The organism is Bacillus sp. 2D03, assembly GCF_003946765.1.
In the GTDB taxonomy this organism is placed as follows: domain Bacteria; phylum Bacillota; class Bacilli; order Bacillales; family Bacillaceae_G; genus Bacillus_A; species Bacillus_A cereus.
The window spans coordinates 124,959-146,135 of sequence record NZ_RPSJ01000010.1 but is presented as its reverse complement, the minus strand read 5'-3'; the positions used below and the strand labels follow the sequence as shown (position 1 = coordinate 146,135).

Below are 21,177 nucleotides of genomic sequence, written 5' to 3'. Positions count from 1 at the left end.
CATGCAAGCAGAGAAGTTTCATGACCTCCCGCTTGAAGACGTGTTAGGTGATCGCTTTGCACGTTATAGTAAATATATTATTCAAGATCGTGCACTTCCAGATGCACGTGATGGCTTAAAGCCAGTACAAAGACGTATTTTATATTCTATGTATGTAGAAGGTAATGTACATGATAAAGCGTTTCGTAAATCAGCTAAAACAGTAGGTAATGTTATCGGTAATTATCATCCACATGGAGATTCCTCTGTATATGAAGCAATGGTACGCTTAAGCCAAACTTGGAAAGTACGTAATGTTTTAGTTGAAATGCATGGTAATAACGGTAGTGTTGATGGGGACCCAGCGGCAGCGATGCGTTATACGGAAGCTCGTTTATCACCAATCGCATCTGAATTATTACGTGATCTTGATAAAGAAACAGTTGAATTCGTGTCAAACTTTGATGATACGAGTGAAGAACCGGTTGTATTACCAGCAGCGTTCCCGAATTTATTAGTGAACGGATCTACAGGGATTTCCGCTGGTTATGCAACAGAAATTCCTCCGCATCATCTTGGAGAAGTTATTGATGCTACAATGATGCGTATTGATAAGCCAAATAGTACTGTTGATGATTTATTAACAGTTATGAAAGGACCAGATTTCCCAACAGGCGGTATTATTCAGGGGATTGATGGTATTAAAAAGGCGTATGAAACAGGTAAAGGTAAAATTATTATTCGCGGAAAAGCAGAAGTTGAAACAGTGCGCGGTGGGAAACAACAAATTGTAATCACTGAAATTCCTTACGAAGTGAATAAGGCAAATCTTGTAAAGAAAATGGATGAATTACGTCTAGATAAAAAGTTAGATGGTATTGCTGAAGTGCGTGATGAGACAGATCGTACTGGTTTACGAATTGTTGTTGAATTAAAGAAAGAAGCAAACGCCGAAGGTATTTTAAATTATTTATATAAAAATACAGATTTGCAAATTCCATATAACTTTAATATGGTAGCGATCAATAATCGTCGTCCAACACTTATGACATTACCGAAAATTTTAGATGCTTATATTGGACATCAAAAAGAGGTTATTACGAGACGTTCGCAATATGAATTAAGAAAAGCAGAAAATCGTCAACATATTGTAGAAGGTTTAAAGAAAGCATTATCGATTTTAGACCAAGTAATTGAAACAATTCGAGCTTCAAAAGATAAACGTAACGCGAAAGATAATTTAAGTGCAAAATTTGGCTTTACAGAAGCACAGGCAGAAGCAATTGTTTCCTTGCAATTATATCGCTTAACGAATACAGACATTACGGCGTTACAAGAAGAAGCAGATGAGCTTAATAAGAAAATTATTGAGCTACAGGCAATTTTACAAAGTGAAAAAAGATTACTTCAAGTAATTAAAACAGATTTAAAGAGAGTTAAGAAAACATATAGTGATGATCGACGCGCGATTATTGAAGATCAAATCGAGGAAATTAAAATCGATGTAGAAGTTATGATCCCACAAGAAGATGTCATCGTTACTGTAACGAAAGAAGGATATGTGAAACGTACTGGATGGCGCTCACACAATGCCTCAAACGGCAAAGACTTCGGTATGAAAGAGGGTGACATCTTACTTGAACGATTCGATACGAATACGACAGAGACAGTCCTCTTATTTACGAATAAAGGAAACTATATATATCTGCCAGTATACGAAATGCCAGATATTCGTTGGAAAGATTTAGGTCAGCACGTTGCTAATATCGTTTCACTCGACCGGGATGAAACAATCATTTGGGCAACGGTTGTACAGAACTTTGAGGAAGAAAAACGATTTATCGTATTTGTAACAAGAAATGGTATGATAAAGAAAACAGAATTAAATCAATATAAAGTTCAGCGTTATTCAAGGGCATTCGTTGCTGTAAACTTGAAAAAAGATGATGAAGTTGTCGATATATTTGCGACAGATGGAACGAGTGATATCGTTCTTGCTACACACGGTGCATATGCACTTATTTTCCATGAAGATGAAGTAAGTCCAGTCGGTGTAAGAGCTGCTGGCGTGAAAGCAATTAATTTAAAAGAAGATGACTATGTCGCTTCTGGTAAACCGTTAAATGGTGACAAAGATCAACTTATTCTCGTAACACAGCGCGGTGCTGTAAAACGTCTAAAAGCATCAGAAATTGAAAAATCAACGAGGGCGAAACGAGGTCTTGTTATTTTCAAAGAATTAAAACGTAATCCGTACCGCATTGTCGGTATTGAAATTGTTCGGGACGATGAATTAGTTTACATGAAGACAGAGAAAAACATTGTAGAAGAGATTGATCCGAAAGCGTATCGAAATAAAGACCGGTATAGTAATGGTAGCCTAGTGCTAGATGTTAATGATACTGGTGAAGTAGTAGAAACGTGGACGAAGAAAAGACCAGAATAAAGGGGGCATCTTGCTATGAATAATAGCAAGATGCTTTTTTCTAGGCAATTTATTATGTAAATAATAATAATCTTGTTATAATAACTCAATGAAATCGTTCTCATAAAGTGAAACTTTAATCAATGGGGATTTTCTTTATCCACACTGATTATTAGTTGAAGCAATCGGGCTTTAACAAGCAGTTGATTTCTCACCTAATTCCTTAGCTTTCGCTGAATTTTTGGTTAGGAATCTTACTGCCTGTTAAAGCGGGACAAATGGAGGGGCAACATGAAAAAAATAGGTGTAGGGATTGTAGGATTTGGTTTTTCTAGTACGACATTTCATATCCCACTATTACAAACGATAGAAGAATATGATATTCGTGCTGTATTATCCTCAAAAGAAGAGGTAGTAAAAGAAACATTACCAAATGCTAATGTTGTTAGTACAATTGATGAATTGGTGAAGCGAGCTGATGTTGACTTAGTTGTTATTACATCACCTAATACAACTCATTTTCCATATGTAAAAGAAGCAATTTTAAACGGTAAGCATGTTGTTGTAGAAAAACCATTTGTTGTCTCAATTGAAGAAGGGGAAAAGCTTATTTCATTAGCAGAGCAGCATAATGTAATGTTAAGCGTATATCATAATCGTCGTTTTGATAATGATTTCTTAACAATTAAGAAATTGTTAGGAGAAAACAGAGTAGGGAATATATACGCATATGAATCGAATTTTGATCGTTTCCGTCCACATGTACGTGATCGATGGAGAGAAAAAAATCTACCAGGCTCCGGTATATTATACGATTTAGGATCGCATTTAATTGACCAAGCGTTATCAATATTCGGGAAACCAGATGCGATAAGTGCAGATGTAATAAAACAACGACCAGGTGCAGAGGTGGATGATTATTTCCACATAGTACTTCATTACGGAGTTAAACGTGTCATTTTACGTAGTAGCAGTTATGTGAAAAAAGCTGGACCGCATTTTATAGTGCATGGAGAGAAAGGTTCTATCGTGAAGTACGGTATGGATTCGCAGGAAGAGCAATTAAAAAATGGAATGAAGCCAGGTGATAACGGTTATGGAGTAGACGATGAAGAGAATTTTGCTACTTTAGAAACAGAAGAAAACTTAGAGCGTATTCCAACAGAAGTCGGTTGTTATGACAATTATTATAAAGGTGTGCGAGATAGTATATTAAATGGTGAGAAACTACCTGTAACAGCAAAAGAAGGTTTAGATGTTATTAAACTGATTCAATTAGCGATTGAAAGCAGTGAAAAAGGTAGAGTCATTTCTATAAAATAAAAAGACACGAAATTCGTGTCTTTTTTATTTTTGTGGAACAGAAAGACCATAGAAGAACATAGTGACTATATCTTGTATATGTTTTTCGCGATTTCCTTCAAGAAGTTGTGCCCCAAAATCATCACCTAATTTAGTAAACATTTGAATGTAAAGTAACATCATTTCTTTAGTAAGGTGTGGATTAATTTCGTTTTTGCGCTGAGCTCGTTCTAATATTTCTAAATACCAGGGCAAGATTTTTTCATTTTGATAACTATAAATAAACTTTCGGAGTTCTTCGTCCCTTTGCATCATTTGCAGTAACATATCAGGTTGAAATAACCCGCCAGTATTCATTTTTCTTACAATCATTTTTTGCATCATATCATGAAAAGGTAATTTTTCTTCTGCAAGATCTTTATAATATTGAAATTCAGATATGATAAATTCTTGTATAAGCTCCCTAAATAACGCATCTTTACTTCCGAAATGATTATAAATTGTAACTTGAGAAACGTTGGCTTCTTTTGCGATATGTTCTATTTTCACTTCATTAAATCCACGGTCTGAAAATAATACGAATGCTGCTTCTTTAATGGCACGTTTTTTCTTTTCTTTTACTCTTTCAAAGCCGTTCAATGCAATCACCTCACTTAAAATATACAAGAAAAAATAATGGAAAACAATAATTTTGAAATATGAACTAATAAATATTTCAAAAAGTTGTTGCGAATATGGAAGATGAGGAGTACAATAATTTTGAAATATCACATATTAAATATTTCAAAAAATGAGGTGGAATTATGATTTCAGTTCAAGATGTCACAAAACAGTTTTCGAATGGAAAAGGTTTGTTTCATATTACATTTGATGTAAAAAAGGGAGAAGTATTTGGTTATTTAGGCCCAAATGGTGCTGGAAAATCAACGACGATTCGTAATTTAATGGGATTTATAAAACCGACAGCTGGTAAAGCGACAATTTTTGGATTAGATTGTTGGAATGAAGCAGCGAAAATTCAAAGGGAAGTTGGTTATCTACCGGGTGAAATTTCTTTTATTGAAGGAATGAACGGATTAGAGTTTTTAAAATTAATGCAAGGAATGCGTGGATTAAAGGATACAAAAAGACGAGATGAACTAATAGAGCGTCTGCAATTTGATGTGAAAACACAGATTCGCAAAATGTCTAAAGGAATGAAGCAAAAAGTAGGGATAGTCGCTGCATTTATGCACGATCCAGAGGTGTTAATTTTAGATGAGCCAACATCTGGACTTGATCCACTTATGCAGCAAGTGTTTATAGATTTAATATTAGAGGAAAAGCAAAGAGGAAAAACAATTCTTATGTCTTCGCATATTTTCACTGAAATTGAGAGAACTTGTGACAGAGTAGCTATTATTAAAGATGGTCGACTCGTAACGGTTGAAAATATTCACGATTTACAAAGTATGAGAAGACAGGTGATAGATGTAACAGTATCATCACAAGAAGAGATTGAGTCTCTTACAAAGTGTAATTTGCAATTTGAAGCGGTAAAAGGCAGAGAGGCATCTATCATTGTACAAGGAAACTATCAAACTGTTTTACAAACACTTTCAAACTACAATGTAACGGCACTTCAAACGAGAGCGATGGATTTAGAACATTTATTTATGCATTATTACGATAAGAAAGAAGGGATAACGCATGAATAAGCAATTATTTTTAGCTAGTTTGAAAGAAACACAAAAAAGTATTTTGAGTTATGCGTCTGGTGCAGCTTTATATCTGTGGTTATTAATTTGGATATTCCCGTCAATGGTATCAGCAAAAGGGCTAAATGAATTAATAGGTGCCATGCCTGATAGTGTGAAAAAAATCGTTGGTATGGAAAGTCCGATTCAAAACGTAATGGATTTTCTAGCGGGCGAATACTATAGTCTATTGTTTATTATCATTTTAACAATTTTTTGCGTAACAGTTGCGACACATTTAATTGCTCGTCATGTAGATAAAGGAGCAATGGCATACTTGCTAGCAACGCCTGTATCTAGAGTACGAATCGCAATTACGCAAGCGGCTATTCTTATATTAGGACTACTGATTATTGTAGCGGTTACGTATGTAGCGGGTATAGTAGGTGCTGAATGGTTTTTAGAGGATAATAACTTAAATAAAGAATTATTTTTGAAGATAAATGTAGTCGGAGGACTCATATTTTTAGTCGTTAGTGCCTATTCATTTTTCTTTTCTTGTATATGTAATGACGAAAGAAAAGCACTAAGTTATTCAGCGAGTTTAACTATCTTATTTTTCGTATTAGATATGGTAGGGAAGTTAAGTGATAAGTTAGAATGGATGAAAAACCTATCATTATTCACGCTGTTTCGTCCGAAAGAAATTGCTGAAGGATCATATAATATATGGCCGGTAAGTATAAGTTTAACTGCTGTAGCGCTTTGTATTTTTATCGTAGCGATTGTAGTATTTAGGAAGAGGGATTTACCGTTATAGAGTAGAAAGTCCACTGAGAAAGTGGGCTTTTTTTATTTGTAAATTTAAACTAGTATGTTTATTGCATACTTATAAAGGATATTTATCTTTTTAATTACAAAAATATTCAAAAAAGTGAACCTTTTTCTAGGTTCATACGTCTAATACATGTAAAGTTAAATTGGAAGTGATGAAGTGAGGATGAAACAGGAGGAGCGATTGTGAAAGTAATCCCTTTATATAAAATGATTATAAAAGAAGAAACGGATGTTTCTTTAGCGAAAAAAGGTGATCATGAAGCCTTTGTAGCGCTTATACATACAGAAAAAGTGAAGATGTATCGAATAGCAAAGGCGATGTTACGTGATGAGACAAATATAGAGGATGCGATACAGACAACAATTTTAAAAGCCTATGAAAATATAAAAAAATTAAAGAAAGAAGAATTTTTTCAAACTTGGTTAATTCGAATACTAATAAATGAGTGTAACAATATTATTAGAGCGTATAAAAATGTAATTGTGACAGAAGAGAATGATTACAATATGAGTGCGTGTGATCAGTATGAAGATATAGATTTGTGTAATGCGATTCAGTCGTTACATGAAGAATTAAGAGCTGTTACGGTGCTTTATTACTATGAAGACATGAATCAAGTGAGTATAGCAAAGCTGTTAGAAATACCGAAAGGAACAGTGAAATCAAGATTGTCACGCGCGAGGGAACAACTACAAAAACGATTAAAGATGGAATAGGGGGTGTAAAGGATGGATAATGAAAAATTATTTGATGAGAAATTAAAAAAGAGAATAAAAGATGAAAATGTTATAGTACCTCCAGAGTTAAATGAAAAGATTAATGGTACGCTACATAATCTTAAGGTAAAAAAGAAGAGTTACAAAATTCATATGATGATAATTAGTGCAGCGGTTTGTATACTTTCAGTGGTATCTATGTCTGAGTTTTCTATACAAAGTTTTGCGCAAAATGGTGGAGTATTTGAATATGTAAAGAAAAAAGCGTTTTCTGATTTTGAAAATGAAGAAGAAATAAAATCGAATGTACATTATCCAGATAAAGAAAAGATTCATCAAAAAATGCTAGATTCTATTGATTATTTTAAAAATATTTCAGGACAATTTGAGGAATATTCTAGCTCATCAAGAATTGCTACAACATATAAGTATGCGATTGATACGGAGAAACAAAGAGGTATCTCTTCGAAAGAAGATAAACTAGCGAAAAAACGAACAATTATATATAACGAGGGCAAGAAAAAAGAGTTTGATGATGAGAAGTATACCTATAAAGAGACAAAATGGAACCCAAAAGAAAGAAACAATGAACTATTAAAATTAAATCCTACGGAAAGGTTAGTGAGAAAATCAGATGAGAAAAAGAGATATGATGATGAATATGTAGGGCTAGCTAAATATAGTATTCAATCAGAATTCGCAGATTTGTTAATTCGATATAAAGATTGGAATTATAAAGAAACGAAATATCTTGGATTAGATTGTTACAAAATTGAAGGAGTTATCAACATAGAGATGCCTGTTAGCACCTCTGAAGATTTAAGAGGGAAATTCGAAATGGTTGTGGAGAAAAATACAGGGATTATGTTGAAATTTCTTAGTTTTCAAGAAGGCTTGATTCAATATTCAGTTACGACTGAATGGATACAAATAGATAAGGGATTGAAAGAAAGTATGTTTCAAAAGGATAGCGCTAAATATGAAAAAATGAAAAACATATTGGGTGAATAGAAACAGGAGGAGAGTAAATGGGGAATCATTCATCTTTAAGAGAAGAGAAAAATAAGCAAAAATATAAAAAGAAAAAGATAATAAGTTTACTACTGGCGGTATTACTATTTGGTGGAATTGGCTATGGAGCCTATGTATATATGAAAACTTCTAGTCTCGTACAAAAATCTAATTTGAATTTAGCACGAGGCGAAAAATCCAATTTACGTGAGAAATCTGTAAAGCCAATTGCAAATCATGTTTCACTTTTAATTATGGGAATTGATGAAAATCAAGAACGACAAAAGGAATATAATGGTGCATTTCATACAGACGCATTATTGTTAGCGACTTTTAAGAAAGATGATAAAACAGTGAAATTAACGAGTATACCGCGTGATACATATACATATGTTCCAGTTGAAAAGAAAAAAGATAAAATAACCCATGCATATGGAAGTGGTTTCGTTAAAAATGGTAAAGATGGAGGACCGCAAGCTTCTGTGGAAGCGGTAGAAAAATTGTTACAGGTGCCTGTTGATTATTTTGTGAAATTTAATTTTGGTTCCTTTACTAAAATTGTTGATGGGTTAGATGGTATTGAAGTGGATGTCCCAGTTGAATTTACGGAGCAAAATAGTAAAGATGAACCTGAAGCGATTCATTTGAAAAAAGGATTACAAAAATTAAATGGGGAAGAAGCACTTGCACTAGCAAGAACGCGCCATATTGATAGTGATGCAATGAGAGGACAACGCCAACAACTTGTTATTGAAGCGATTTTAAGTAAATTAAAAAGTGTAGGATCGATTGCGAAGTTAGAAAAAATAGTTGAGGCGGTTGATGGTGATTTTAAAACAAATTTAGTAATGGATGATATTTTATCTTTTTATAAATACGGTTTAAACGGTTCAGTTGAAAAAATACAATTAGCTGGTGATGATTTATACTTACCTAATGGCCCAAACGGGCAACGTGTATATTATTATAATCCTAATAAAAAAGATCTACAGAGTTTGAGTAATACTCTTAGAACACATCTAGGATTAAGTGAAAAGCAAATTGAGGAGAATTAAAGCAGACGAAATGTCTGCTTTTTTATTTTTGTCTAATGGTATGACATTTAGTTTTTAATGTTATATACTATTTTAAAATTTTAGTTAATAGTGTAACATAATAGTAGGGTTCAAGTTAAGTAGCAAGGGGGCTACCATATAGAATAAATGTTATTGCTTAAAATAGTTTGGGAGAAATGAAAATACAGGGGAGTAGCAAAAATGAGAATTGCAAAGAATTTAACATTCCAAGTTATTGTGGCCATTATTTGTGGTATTGCAGTAGGGGCAATTTGGCCGAGTGTTGGACAACAAATGAAGCCAATTGGTGAAACATTCATCAATATGATTAAAATGGTTATTGCACCGATTATCTTTTTAACAATTGTACTCGGTATTGCAAGTATGGGAAGTATGAAAAAGGTAGGCCGTGTTGGTGGGAAGGCACTACTATATTTTGAAATTGTTACAACAGCTGCTTTAATTATTGGTATCATCGTAGCAAATGTTGTGCGTCCCGGAGATGGATTAGATCCCTCAAAACTAAAAGGCGGAGATGTTTCACAATATGTACAAAGCGGGCAAGAAATGAAATGGATGGATTTCTTTTTACATATTGTGCCGTCTAACATGTTTGAAGCATTTGCAAAAGGTGATATTTTACAAGTGTTATTCTTCTCCATTTTATTCGGCGCAGGATTAACGATGTTAGGGAAAAATGGACAACCGGTTATTGATTTTTTTGAAAGATTATCGAAAGTATTTTTTAACATTTTATCAATTGTAATGAAATTAGCACCGGTTGGAGCATTCGGTGGGATGGCATTTACAATTGGGAAGTATGGTTTAAGCACGCTCATACCACTTGGCAAATTAATGATTTGTGTATATGCGACAATGGCATTATTTGTTTTTATTGTTTTAAATTTTATTTGTAAACTGTATAAATTTAGTTTGTGGAAATATTTAGCGCATATTAAAGAAGAATTACTTATTGTTCTCGGGACATCATCGTCAGAATCAGTACTGCCGCGAATGATGACAAAGATGGAAGACTTCGGGTGTTCGAAACCGGTAGTAGGTTTAGTCATTCCAACAGGCTATTCTTTTAACTTAGATGGAACAACAATTTATTTATCGATGGCTACTATATTTTTAGCACAAGTTTTCCACGTCGATCTTTCACTAGGTCAACAATTAACAATAATAGCTATTTTATTAGTTACATCTAAAGGAGCAGCAGCAGTAACCGGCGGGGGATTCATTGTACTAGCATCTACTCTATCTGCAATGAATGTTATCCCATTAGAAGGTTTAGCGTTATTACTTGGTGTAGATCGTTTCATGTCAGAAGCACGTGCTATCGTTAATTTAATTGGTAACGGTATTGCAACTGTAGTTGTTGCAAAAAGTGAAAATGAATTTGATGATGAGAAGTATACGAGAGTAGTAGAGGAAATGAAACGAGAAAAAATGGCCAGGTAAAAAGTCAGCTTTGCTGACTTTTTTATTTTTGTAGAAAAGATGTTTTTAGATATATGCATTATTTATTAGCAATAATTAACAAGTATTCAAGTGGTAAATGAGATGAAAGTGATTAAAACAACAAATGTGTATGAATGCGAAATAAGGTTTGAACAAAATATGGCATTTTTATGAATATTACTGTAAAAAAATAATTTTTTAAAAATTTTCAATAATAATACTTTACAAAAATTAAAAAATTAGTAGAATAAGAATTAGTAAGAATCGTCTGATAAATATATAGAGAAAAACAGAATTATCAGAAAATTCTTTAATAGCTATCGTTTAGAATTAGGGAGGGTACAGAAAATGAAAAAGAAAAAAATGAAAAAACTAACAGCAGTTGTAGTACCGGTTTTAGCAATGAGCATGGCACTAACAGCATGTTCTACATCAGGCGGAGATAAAAAGACAAGCACAAACTCAAGTGGAGATAGCAAGTCAGAGGGAAAATTAGCGGCAAAACAAGTGTTGAATCGAACAGTAAACCAAGAGATTCCAACGATGGATTCTTCTAAATCAACAGATACAGTATCTTCACAAATGCTAGGGAATACGATGGAAGGATTATATCGTCTTGATAAAGATAATAAGCCTATTCCAGCTGCAGCAGAATCTAGCACGAAAAGTGAAGATGGTAAAAAATATACATTTAAACTACGTAAAGATGCAAAATGGTCAAATGGAGATCCAGTAACGGCGAAAGATTTCGTATACGCTTGGCAACGTCTATTAGATCCAAAAACAGCTGCTGAGTATGCATTTATCGCATTCCCGATTAAAAATGCAGAAGTAGTAAATAAAGGAGAAAAACCTGTAACTGAATTAGGAGTAAAAGCAGTAGATGATCTTACGCTTGAAGTTGAATTAGAGCAAGCGGTACCGTACTTCTTAAACTTAGTAGCATTCCCATCGTACTACCCATTAAATGAAAAATTCGTAAAAGAAAAAGGGGAGAAGTTCGGTATAGAGTCTGATACAACAGTTTATAATGGACCGTTCATTCTTAAAGATTGGAAGCATGAACAAGGATGGCAATTAAAGAAAAATGATCAATATTGGGATAAAAAGACTGTAAAACTTGAAGAAGTTAACTTCAGTGTTGTTAAAGAACCAGCAACTCTTATCAATTTATATGATAGCGGTCAAGTTGACTTTGCTTTATTAACTGGAGAGTTCGTAGATAAATACAGAAATAAGAAAGATGAATTCGGAACATATTCACAAGTGAGTACGTATTTCATTCGTATGAACCAAAAACGTGATGGACAAGATACACCATTAAAGAGTAAAAAGTTACGTGAAGCAATTGCACTATCAGTTGATAAAAAGAATTTAGCAAACGTAATTTTAAATGATGGATCAAAAGAAGCTGACTTCTTAGTACCAAAAGGTTTAGCAACTGGACCAGACGGTAAAGACTTCCAAGAAACGTTTAAAAATGGTTTAAAACCAAATGCTAAAAAAGCTGCTGCAGCTTGGGAAGAAGCGAAAAAAGAGCTAGGTAAAGACCAAGTTACAATTGAATTCTTAAACTATGATACTGGTAATGCGAAAAAAGTTGGAGAATATATTAAGGACCAAATTGAGAAGAACTTAAAAGGTGTAACAGTTAATATTAAACTTCAACCATTTAAGCAAAAACTAAAATTAGAAACTGAACAACAATATGATATTTCGTATGGCGGATGGAATCCGGATTATGCAGATCCAATGACGTTCTTAGATATGTTTGAGACTGGACATTCTCATAACCAAATGAGCTTCTCTGATCCTAAATATGACGGCATGGTGAAAAAAGCTGGAACGGAATTAATGAGCGATGCGAAAAAACGTTGGGAAGAGTTAGGAAAAGCTGAAAAAACATTACTTGAAGAAGATGTAGCGATTGTACCTTTATATCAACGAGGAGATTCTTATGTTTTACAACCAAATGTAAAGGGAGTAGTAAAACATAATATCAGTCCAGAATTTAGCTTTAAGTGGGCATATGTGACTGAAAAATAATAGAGTTGAAAAAGCATTTAAAAGTGGCTTAGCTACTTTTAAATGCTTTTTTTGTGAGCTTAAAATACTAATTTTTAGTGTGGTTAAATAGAGGCGAATAAGGTGTATAGTATGTACATATAGTAGATGGGGGATAAATCCTACTAAATTAAAAAAATCAGAATATTTAAAATAAAACTATTTACAAATGCGAAAAAAAGAGTAGAATATCATTAGTTGTAATTTTCTGAAAAATAAATCTTTAGTAAGGGGTCTCTCAAGGATTGGTAATGTACATATAATTAGGGAGGGTACAAAAATGAAGAGAAAAAAGATGAAAAAGTTAACGGCAGTTGTAGTACCAGTTTTAGCGATGAGTGTTGCATTGACAGCATGTTCTGGGTCAGGTGGGGAAAAGAAATCGACTACTACATCAAATAGTGGGGAAGAAAAAAAATCTGATATTAAATATGCAGCGAAACAAGTATTAAATCGTACGGAAAACCAAGAAATTCCGACGATGGATACTTCTAAATCTACTGATACATTAGGTTCGCAAATTTTAGGGAACACGATGGAAGGCCTATATCGCCTTGATAAAGATAATAAGCCAATTCCTGCTGCGGCAGAGTCTAGTACGAAAAGTGAAGATGGTAAAAAGTATACGTTTAAACTGCGAAAAGATGCAAAATGGTCAAATGGTGATCCTGTAACAGCGAAAGATTTCGTTTTTGCATGGAAGCGCTTACTCGATAAGAATACTGCGGCAGAATATGCATTTATTGCTTACTATATTAAAAATGCAGAAGCGATTAATAAAGGAGAAAAACCTGTAACTGAATTAGGAGCGAAGGCGGTAGATGATTACACGCTAGAAGTAGAATTAGAAAAACCGGTACCGTATTTCTTAAATTTATTAGCATTCCCATCATACTATCCATTAAATGAAAAATTCGTAAAAGAAAAAGGGGATAAGTACGGTTTAGAAGCAGATACAACTGTGTATAATGGTCCATTCGTTATGTCTTCATGGAAACATGAACAAGGTTGGCAGCTGAAGAAAAATGATAAGTACTGGGATAAAAAGACTGTGAAATTAGAAGAAATTAACTATAGTGTAGTAAAAGAGGTTGCAACGAAAGTAAACTTATATGATACAGGATCAATTGATTTTACATTACTATCAGGAGAGTTTGTAGATAAATATAAATCGAACAAAGAAGAATATGGTGAGTATGCGGAATCAAGTACATTCTTCTTACGTTTAAATCAAAAACGTAACGGACAAGATACGCCTTTAAAGAGCAAAAAACTTCGTGAAGCAATTGCATTATCAGTTGATAAAAAAGGATTGGCAAATGTAATTTTAAATAATGGTTCAAAAGCAACAGATCAATTGGTTCCAAAAGGACTTGCGACAGGGCCAGATGGTAAAGATTATCAAGATACATTTAAAAATGGTCTGAAATATAATCCGAAAAAAGGAGCAGCAGCGTGGGAAGAAGCGAAAAAAGAACTTGGAAAAGATCAAGTTACAATTGAATTGCTAAGCTATGATGATGGAACTGCGAAAAAGATTGCTGACTATGTAAAAGATCAAATTGAGAAAAATTTAAAAGGTGTAACGATTAATACGAAAATTCAGCCGTTCAAACAAAAATTAAAATTAGAAACTGCGCAAGATTATGAAATTTCTTATGCAGGTTGGAGTCCAGACTATGCGGATCCAATGACATTTATTGATATGTTTGAATCGAAGAGCCCGTACAACCAAATGAGTTATTCAAATCCAAAATACGATGAAATGGTAGGAAAAGCAGGTAATGAATTAATGAGTGATGCGAAAAAACGCTGGGAAACGTTAGGGAAAGCTGAAAAATTATTCCTTGAAGAAGATGCAGGGTTAGTTCCTTTATATCAAACAGGAAGATCGTATGTAATGAAACCGAATGTAAAAGGAATTGTGAAACATAACATCAGTCCAGAATATAGCTTTAAGTGGGCGTATGTAACTGAGGATGGCGGAAAAAAATAAAGTGAAAGCATTTCAAAAGTGGCTGAGCTACTTTTGAAATGCTTTTTAGTATGTATAAGGGAATAAATCTCGTTAGCCTATTGAGAATCGGGTAGGTAATTAGGAAGGTTCTATCGGAGGGATTTAGAGAGGTCAGTAAGTAGTAAGACAGATGATAGTAAGAGACCTCATGCTAATAAGAAAAATATAGAACGTAGTAATAGAGTGGAATAAGGGGAGGGATGTTTACATATAGTAGACGGGGATAATTCATATAGTAGTTAAAACAACAAGTTACTATAATAAAAAAATAAATATTTAGAAAATTTACAAAAATACTTTACAAAATTTTAAAAAATAGTAGAATATTAATTAATAAGAATTTTCTGATAACGAAAGTTAGTAGAGAAATTCTAAATGTTAATATCGTACATATAATTGGGGAGGGTACAAAAAATGAAGAGAAAAAAGATGAAAAAATTGACAGCGGTCGTAGCACCAGTTTTAGTAATGAGTATGGCATTAACAGCTTGCTCTGGATCAGGAGATAAAGAGAAGGCAAGCACAACACCGAAAAGTGGTGAAAAAGAAGGCGGAAAGCTAGCGGCGAAGCAAGTGCTTAATTTAACAGAGTCTCAAGAGATTCCATCTATGGACTCTGCTAAAGCGACAGACCAAGTATCGTTTCTAGCTTTAAACAACGTAATGGAAGGTTTATATCGACTTGATAAAGATAATAAAGCAACACCAGGAGTTGCTGAATCATATAAAAAGAGTGATGATGGTAAAAAGTATACATTTACATTAAATAAAAATGCAAAATGGTCAAATGGAGAGCCTGTAACAGCGAAAGATTTCGTGTTTGCTTGGAAACGTGCGGTAGATAAAAATACAGCAGCAGAATATGCATACATTATGTTTGATTTGAAAAATGCACAAGCGATTAATGAAGGAAAAGCTGAACTAGATACGTTAGGAGTAAAAGCTGTAGATGACTATACGTTAGAAGTAGAATTAGAAAATCCAGTTCCTTACTTTGTAGAATTAACTTCATTTGGAACATTTTATCCATTAAACGAGAAATTTGTAAAAGAAAAAGGTGAAAAGTACGGTTTAGAATCAGATACGACGTTATACAACGGACCGTTTACATTGACAGACTGGAAACATGAAGAAGGTTGGAAGTTAAAGAAAAATGCACAATATTGGGATAATAAAACAGTGAAGTTAGATGAAATCAACTTTAACGTAGTAAAAGATAGTGGTACACGTGTTAACTTATATGAAAGTGGACAAATCGATCGTTCAGGACTTACATCTGAATTTGTTGACAAATATAAATCAAACCCCGACTTCTTTACACAAAAAACACCGTCAACGTACTTCTTACGCTTAAACCAAAAACGTGGTGGGCAAGATACAGTGTTAAAGAGCAAAGATCTACGTTTAGCGATTGCAAAAGCGTATGATAAAAAAGGCTTAACGAACGTTATTTTAAATGACGGATCTACACCGGCAGATTACTTAGTACCAAAAGAATTTGCTAAGAGCCCAGATGGAAAAGACTTCCGTAAAGAAAATGGAGATATTTTAAAAACAGATGTGAAAAAAGCAAAAGAGCATTGGGAAAAAGCGAAAAAAGAACTTGGAAAAGATGCAATTACAGTAGAACTATTAAACTATGATGGTGATGGTGCGAAAAAAGTAGGAGAATTCTTAAAAGGAGAACTTGAGAAAAACTTACCAGGTTTAACAGTGAATTTGAAAAACCAGCCATTTAAACAAAAGTTAAAATTAGAATCAGATCTAGATTATGATTTATCTTACGCTGGTTGGGGCCCTGACTACTTAGATCCAATGACATTCATTGATATGTTCGTTACAAATGGCCCTCATAACCAAACAGGATATTCAAATCCTAAATATGATGAAATTGTACAAAAAGGTAAAGGTGAGCTATTAACGAAAACGAAAGAGCGTTGGGATAGCTTACTGAAAGCGGAGAAAATGTTATTGGAAGATGCAGCAATTGCACCATTATATCAACGTGGTGATGCTATCGTTCAAAGACAGAAAGTAAAAGGTATTGTTCACCATCCAGTTGGTGGAGACTACAGCTATAAATGGGCATATATTACAGAGGATAAGTAAGATGGGGGGCGTACAATACGCCCTTTTTTCTATGCACTTTTCTTCCGTGCTCGAATATATAAAATAAAAAAGGGAGAATCCCATGAAGCGAAACACATACATCGATTTCCTAGCTTATTACGGAATAGGAAGTGCTCATCCTGGTGGTTTTACGTTAACAAAACAATTGTTAGCACAACTGCCTTTTAAATATGGAGCGAATGTCCTTGAAATAGGTTGCGGTACGGGAAAAACAGCGGCATATATGACAAGGGAATTTGGTTATAAAGTAACAACTGTTGAAAAGAATGAAATTATGATTCAAAAGGCAAAAGATAGATGGTTGTTTGAAGGGTTAGATATACAATTAATTGAAGGAAGTGTAGAGCATTTACCGTGTTTGAATAACTCATTTGAGTTCGTACTTGGAGAATCAATCATCGCTTTTACAGACAAAGAAAGGGTTATCTCGGAGTGTTATCGTGTATTACAGCAGGACGGTAAGCTTGTTGTCATTGAAATGATTATTGATAGGCACATTGATAAGGGTGAGGAAGAAAAAATCGTCCAATTATATGGCATGAAAGAACTATTAACTGAGAAGGAGTGGGTACAATTATTTCAGAAAGCAAATTTTAAAAGAATTACAATTGCTGGTGGTGGCACGATTGCAGAAACAATCTCTGGCTATGTAGAAGAGCCAGAATGGAATGTATCCTCACATATTCCGAATGAGTTATATGAGGCGTGGATACAGCATGAAAATGTACGGCTTATGTACCAACACATTTTAGGGCATCGTATTTTTATATGTGAAAAATAAAGAAAAAGAGTTGGCTAAAGGTAGCCAACTCTTTACTATGTTAAATGAAAAATAATGCAGCTAATGTAATTCCGAAGATGAAACCAAATCCGAGTTCAACACCCCAGCCACAACCGCCGCCTCCCCAGCCGCCGCAACCACAACTACTACAACCACGACCACCACATCCGCAGCTGCTGAATCCACCACCGCATCCGAATCCACAACTATCACACCTGCTAAGGCCTCCACAAAGGTCACAACCACCGTTTGCATAAGCGTCGTAGTATCCGAACCCTGAATCAAAAGATGAGCGCTGTTGCACCGGTTCGATCCATACAGAGTTTTGTGTCACATCGATTATTTTACCTAAATGTATACGGCCATCACGGTCTTCAATCCGAACAACTTTTCCGAAATAACGTTGGCATGTATCATAACATTTTTGTCTATGCATATTCTTTTCTCCTTCCGCATTACAGTAATACGATATGTAAGGGGGACAAGTGCGGCTTGTACGAATGCCCTATCTATCATAATTGTTATAGGAAAGGGGAAATATAAGAAGAGGATATATAAGGAGGAAAAGGCATGAAATCTACAGATCAGTTTCAGACATACGAAGTACCGTGGGAAGATTTTATTGAAGCGTTACGAGAGGAAATGAAGAAGCAAGTAGGGGCAGATATTATTGATACAGTAGTTTGCAACTTAGAAGATGGTTTTGAAGTGTATACATATGTGCAGGGGGATTTAGATTTTGAATATAAGGAAGCGCTTGAGAGAAAATACGGAAGTGATGCGAAGACACCTAATGTGTTAACGATAATGTTATTAGCTAGTATTTATAATACAAGTGAAGAGAATATACGCTTGCATGCGGATAATAAAGAGAATCCGATTGTTGAAGTGTATGTAAAGCAATGAAACACGCTGTGGAAGGCGTGTTTTTTATTTGTATGATAAAATGTTAGAAAATTGAGAAAGAAGGTGAAGGATTGGGAATTAAACATCTTAATTTAACAGTTACAGATGTAACAGCAGCTAGAGAGTTTTTAGAGAAGTATTTTGGTCTAATTTGTAGTGGAACAAGGGGAAATGGCTTTGCAGTTATGCGTGATAATGATGGATTTATACTAACTTTAATGAAAGGAAAAGAAGTTCAGTATCCAAGAACATTTCACGTAGGATTTCCACAAGAAAGTGAAGAACAAGTAGATAAGATAAATCAAAGATTGAAGGAAGATGGATTTTTGGTCGAGCCTCCTAAGCATGTCCATGCGTATACGTTTTACGTTGAAGCACCTGGTGGATTTACAATAGAAGTGATGTGTTAAGTCAAAAATCAAACTTTTTGTTATGTGTTTTTAAAATAAAAAGTAGGAAAAGTCTGTTTTAAGTGTGGAGCTTAAACAGGCTTTTTTACTTATAGTATCGGATAGAAAACGCTAGAAGGAATAATATTCAGTTCTTATAACTGTTTACATAATAAAATTATGCTGGGTTCGTTGTCCTAAAATACAAGTCATATATCTTGTTTCCTCTCATAAATTTAAACATAGGAATTTGTCTACAAAGGTGGCGAAGCCTCATCATGAAAATCCGAATTTGTGCCACGTTCATGTTGTTTCTATTTATATGTTTACCTTTATCAGCTTTTGCAAAAGGAGAGGAGGCAAAGGAAAGGGTCGTTTCACTTGTATATGACGATTCGGGCAGCATGAGAAATAACGATCGCTGGAAATATGCCAATTATGCTTTGCAAAGTTTAGTTGCGCTATTGGATGAAAAAGATAAATTTTCTTACGTTCCAATGAGTAAGCCGAATGATCCATTAAACATTTCGTTAACGAAGGATAAAAGGCAAACAGAAATTGAGGGAATTGGAGCATGGAAAACGTATTTAAATACTCCATTTAGCGCGGTAGAAACGGCGATGCAATCTATAAAAAAGGAAGCAGATATAGATGGAAAACGTGAATTTTGGCTTATTGTATTAACTGACGGGGCATTTAATGATTTAGAGAAAGATAAGGTTGGCGGAAAAGAACAAATTTTGCAGAAATTAGCCCAGTTTAAGAAAGAAATGGATGCAAAAAAGATATCGTTACATCCAGTCTTAATTACGATGGAAGAAGATTTAGGACAACAAGAAAAAGAACAACTAAATACGTTCAAGGAAATATGGAAGAAAGAGATAAATGGTGTTACGATGCCGTCAAGCGGAGAAGATGGCATTGTAAAAAGTGTAAATCAAGTGGCAGCATTAGTTGCAAATCGTGATCCATTCTCCTCTGTTGAATCGATTGTAAAAACGAAAGTAGTGGGGAAAAGAGTAGAGATTACAACACCGTTTCCATTAAAGCGTATGACGCTTGTACGACAATCGCCTTCTCTGCCCGATTATCAGGTCACACAAATTTCTAAACCATTACAATTGCAATCTTCTTTTTCCATACATGCACCAGGAGAAGCAAAATTGTTCGGAAATATAGTTCATATAAGTACGGAAAATGAGGAAGTTATTAAACCAGGAACTTATACGATAGAAGTGGACCAGGACATTGAGAAAGAAGGACTACAAGTACTAGTTGAACCAGCGCTTAATTATACGGTTTCTACTTATGACAAAGATGATAGTAGTCAAAAAAATGTAGAGAAAATGTACGAAGGTGTTACTGCTGTTATTGAAGCAAAGCCTACGGAGTTGCCAGTTCAGTCTTCTTACTTTCAGGCAGAAGTAGAAATAGACGGAAAACAATATGCAATGAAGTGGGATGATAAGAGGCATGTGTTTTATTACGAAACGAAGCTTGGTAAAGGGTTAGTACGCGGGAAAGTTCATATGAATATAAAGGGGTTTTATAGACAGACGAAAGAATTTAAAATTGAAACAGCTGAGAAACCGAAATTATCACTTCAAACTGTTACAAAAGATTATGAAGAAAAAGTGACAAATTTAGAGAATAGTAAACCATTTGTTTTACAACCACAGTTAGATGGCAAGTCAATGACAGAAGAAGCTGTAAAAAAACTATTAAAATCTACTGGTGTCACATCTAAACAATCAATCAATTATGAAATAAAGCAACATGGAAATCAAATCTATGTTTATCCTCGTCCCTATTACTCCGACACATTTAATTTTACAGATACCGGCACCGTAGAAGCTACCATCGTAATGCAGGATTCAAAATTACAAGAAGTAAAGAAAAACATAACATTCCATATTCAAGATGCTCCGTTTTATGAAAAATATGCGCTTATTTTTAAGTTTGTTATTCCTATCACTTTATTACTACTAGTAGTAGGAATCATTGTTTTAGGATGGATTGTTCGGCCAAGATTTCACCGGAAAGCACTACTGTATTATGAATGGGATCAAGAGGTAGCGAAAGATTGGCTATATCAATCTGAACCAGAATTACTTCGAAATAAATGGTGGAACCATTATTTTGGTATCCCATTTAGAGCAGAAAGAAAAACAGTGCAATCCGTTACGTTTATAGCGAAGAAAGGTTCGAAATCTGTCTTTGTAGCGAAAGAATCACAAGTAGTTGGAATGATTATTGATGGAATGTTTATAACAGAGGATGAAGTAGGAATGGAACATAAGACACTATATCCAAATGAACTTTTACTAATTGATAGAGGATATGGTAAAGAGATTTACAAGTACGAATGTGAATAGTAGGTAGGGATAAGAAGGGGATGGAGTATGGATTCTCTTTCCCTTTTTT

17 protein-coding genes are annotated in these 21,177 nt (G+C 34.3%); 15 read left to right on the top strand and 2 right to left on the bottom strand.

Annotated features, from left to right (window positions below; translation table 11 throughout):
• Window position 1 precedes the first annotated feature (1 nt).
• Both parC and EBQ15_RS21585 read left to right on the top strand, forming a co-directional pair.
• Window positions 2-2,425, top strand: a complete 2,424-nt coding sequence (gene parC / locus EBQ15_RS21590; protein WP_001147465.1) for a DNA topoisomerase IV subunit A — start codon at window positions 2-4, stop codon at window positions 2,423-2,425.
• A 270-nt stretch (window positions 2,426-2,695) separates the two neighbouring features.
• Window positions 2,696-3,727 (top strand): oxidoreductase, encoded by a 1,032-nt coding sequence (locus EBQ15_RS21585; protein ID WP_000719772.1) that lies wholly within the window; start codon window positions 2,696-2,698, stop codon window positions 3,725-3,727.
• Between the two features lie 24 nt (window positions 3,728-3,751).
• Here EBQ15_RS21585 and EBQ15_RS21580 read toward each other — a convergent pair whose 3' ends face one another.
• Window positions 3,752-4,354: a TetR/AcrR family transcriptional regulator gene (locus EBQ15_RS21580; RefSeq protein ID WP_002000413.1), complete on the bottom strand. Its 603-nt coding sequence runs from the start codon at window positions 4,352-4,354 to the stop codon at window positions 3,752-3,754.
• A 155-nt stretch (window positions 4,355-4,509) separates the two neighbouring features.
• Between EBQ15_RS21580 and EBQ15_RS21575 the strand changes: the two genes are divergently transcribed.
• The 10 genes from EBQ15_RS21575 (at window position 4,510) to EBQ15_RS21530 (ending at window position 17,458) form a co-directional block, all read left to right on the top strand.
• Window positions 4,510-5,403: an ABC transporter ATP-binding protein gene (locus EBQ15_RS21575; protein WP_000626582.1), complete on the top strand. Its 894-nt coding sequence runs from the start codon at window positions 4,510-4,512 to the stop codon at window positions 5,401-5,403.
• Window positions 5,396-6,202, top strand: a complete 807-nt coding sequence (locus EBQ15_RS21570) for an ABC transporter permease subunit (protein WP_001041436.1) — start codon at window positions 5,396-5,398, stop codon at window positions 6,200-6,202. The genes EBQ15_RS21575 and EBQ15_RS21570 overlap by 8 nt, the downstream gene beginning before the upstream one ends.
• Before the next feature lie 200 nt (window positions 6,203-6,402).
• On the top strand, window positions 6,403-6,936 hold the full coding sequence (locus EBQ15_RS21565; protein ID WP_000864726.1) for a sigma-70 family RNA polymerase sigma factor: 534 nt from the start codon (window positions 6,403-6,405) through the stop codon (window positions 6,934-6,936).
• A gap of 12 nt (window positions 6,937-6,948) precedes the next feature.
• Window positions 6,949-7,947 carry a hypothetical protein gene (locus tag EBQ15_RS21560; protein ID WP_000368240.1) on the top strand — a complete coding sequence of 333 codons (999 nt, stop codon included), beginning with the start codon at window positions 6,949-6,951 and terminating at the stop codon, window positions 7,945-7,947.
• Window positions 7,948-7,964: 17 nt separating this feature from the next.
• Window positions 7,965-9,002 (top strand): LCP family protein, encoded by a 1,038-nt coding sequence (locus EBQ15_RS21555; RefSeq protein ID WP_000526722.1) that lies wholly within the window; start codon window positions 7,965-7,967, stop codon window positions 9,000-9,002.
• A 201-nt stretch (window positions 9,003-9,203) separates the two neighbouring features.
• Window positions 9,204-10,466 carry a dicarboxylate/amino acid:cation symporter gene (locus EBQ15_RS21550; RefSeq protein ID WP_001216971.1) on the top strand — a complete coding sequence of 421 codons (1,263 nt, stop codon included), beginning with the start codon at window positions 9,204-9,206 and terminating at the stop codon, window positions 10,464-10,466.
• A gap of 348 nt (window positions 10,467-10,814) precedes the next feature.
• On the top strand, window positions 10,815-12,512 hold the full coding sequence (locus tag EBQ15_RS21545; RefSeq protein WP_000727531.1) for a peptide ABC transporter substrate-binding protein: 1,698 nt from the start codon (window positions 10,815-10,817) through the stop codon (window positions 12,510-12,512).
• A 298-nt stretch (window positions 12,513-12,810) separates the two neighbouring features.
• Window positions 12,811-14,526 carry a peptide ABC transporter substrate-binding protein gene (locus tag EBQ15_RS21540; RefSeq protein WP_000823464.1) on the top strand — a complete coding sequence of 572 codons (1,716 nt, stop codon included), beginning with the start codon at window positions 12,811-12,813 and terminating at the stop codon, window positions 14,524-14,526.
• A 435-nt stretch (window positions 14,527-14,961) separates the two neighbouring features.
• On the top strand, window positions 14,962-16,656 hold the full coding sequence (locus EBQ15_RS21535; protein WP_000823447.1) for a peptide ABC transporter substrate-binding protein: 1,695 nt from the start codon (window positions 14,962-14,964) through the stop codon (window positions 16,654-16,656).
• A gap of 82 nt (window positions 16,657-16,738) precedes the next feature.
• Complete coding sequence (locus EBQ15_RS21530) at window positions 16,739-17,458, top strand: class I SAM-dependent methyltransferase (protein ID WP_000828253.1); 720 nt, start codon at window positions 16,739-16,741, stop codon at window positions 17,456-17,458.
• A gap of 40 nt (window positions 17,459-17,498) precedes the next feature.
• On the opposite strand, the gene EBQ15_RS21525 is transcribed toward EBQ15_RS21530, so the two are convergent.
• Entirely contained in the window at window positions 17,499-17,894 is a 396-nt protein-coding gene (locus EBQ15_RS21525; RefSeq protein WP_000554977.1) for a hypothetical protein, read from the bottom strand.
• A 134-nt stretch (window positions 17,895-18,028) separates the two neighbouring features.
• On the opposite strand from EBQ15_RS21525, the gene EBQ15_RS21520 reads away from it, so the two are divergent.
• The 3 genes from EBQ15_RS21520 (at window position 18,029) to EBQ15_RS21510 (ending at window position 21,128) form a co-directional block, all read left to right on the top strand.
• Entirely contained in the window at window positions 18,029-18,364 is a 336-nt protein-coding gene (locus tag EBQ15_RS21520; protein ID WP_000842885.1) for a hypothetical protein, read from the top strand.
• A gap of 71 nt (window positions 18,365-18,435) precedes the next feature.
• Window positions 18,436-18,774 (top strand): VOC family protein, encoded by a 339-nt coding sequence (locus EBQ15_RS21515; RefSeq protein WP_000511521.1) that lies wholly within the window; start codon window positions 18,436-18,438, stop codon window positions 18,772-18,774.
• 257 nt (window positions 18,775-19,031) lie between these two features.
• Window positions 19,032-21,128 carry a vWA domain-containing protein gene (locus EBQ15_RS21510; RefSeq protein ID WP_000702059.1) on the top strand — a complete coding sequence of 699 codons (2,097 nt, stop codon included), beginning with the start codon at window positions 19,032-19,034 and terminating at the stop codon, window positions 21,126-21,128.
• Window positions 21,129-21,177: the final 49 nt, after the last annotated feature.

Bases quoted from the DNA above. Each gene is read 5' to 3' on its own strand.
- EBQ15_RS21540 (WP_000823464.1), top strand. From the start codon at position 12,811: ATGAAGAGAAAAAAGATGAAAAAGTTAACGGCAGTTGTAGTACCAGTT.
- EBQ15_RS21570 (WP_001041436.1), top strand. From the start codon at position 5,396: ATGAATAAGCAATTATTTTTAGCTAGTTTGAAAGAAACACAAAAAAGT.
- EBQ15_RS21530 (WP_000828253.1), top strand. From the start codon at position 16,739: ATGAAGCGAAACACATACATCGATTTCCTAGCTTATTACGGAATAGGA.
- parC (WP_001147465.1), top strand. From the start codon at position 2: ATGCAAGCAGAGAAGTTTCATGACCTCCCGCTTGAAGACGTGTTAGGT.
- EBQ15_RS21520 (WP_000842885.1), top strand. From the start codon at position 18,029: ATGAAATCTACAGATCAGTTTCAGACATACGAAGTACCGTGGGAAGAT.
- EBQ15_RS21575 (WP_000626582.1), top strand. From the start codon at position 4,510: ATGATTTCAGTTCAAGATGTCACAAAACAGTTTTCGAATGGAAAAGGT.
- EBQ15_RS21535 (WP_000823447.1), top strand. From the start codon at position 14,962: ATGAAGAGAAAAAAGATGAAAAAATTGACAGCGGTCGTAGCACCAGTT.
- EBQ15_RS21510 (WP_000702059.1), top strand. From the start codon at position 19,032: ATGAAAATCCGAATTTGTGCCACGTTCATGTTGTTTCTATTTATATGT.
- EBQ15_RS21525 (WP_000554977.1), bottom strand. From the start codon at position 17,894: ATGCATAGACAAAAATGTTATGATACATGCCAACGTTATTTCGGAAAA.
- EBQ15_RS21545 (WP_000727531.1), top strand. From the start codon at position 10,815: ATGAAAAAGAAAAAAATGAAAAAACTAACAGCAGTTGTAGTACCGGTT.
- EBQ15_RS21560 (WP_000368240.1), top strand. From the start codon at position 6,949: ATGGATAATGAAAAATTATTTGATGAGAAATTAAAAAAGAGAATAAAA.
- EBQ15_RS21555 (WP_000526722.1), top strand. From the start codon at position 7,965: ATGGGGAATCATTCATCTTTAAGAGAAGAGAAAAATAAGCAAAAATAT.
- EBQ15_RS21550 (WP_001216971.1), top strand. From the start codon at position 9,204: ATGAGAATTGCAAAGAATTTAACATTCCAAGTTATTGTGGCCATTATT.
- EBQ15_RS21585 (WP_000719772.1), top strand. From the start codon at position 2,696: ATGAAAAAAATAGGTGTAGGGATTGTAGGATTTGGTTTTTCTAGTACG.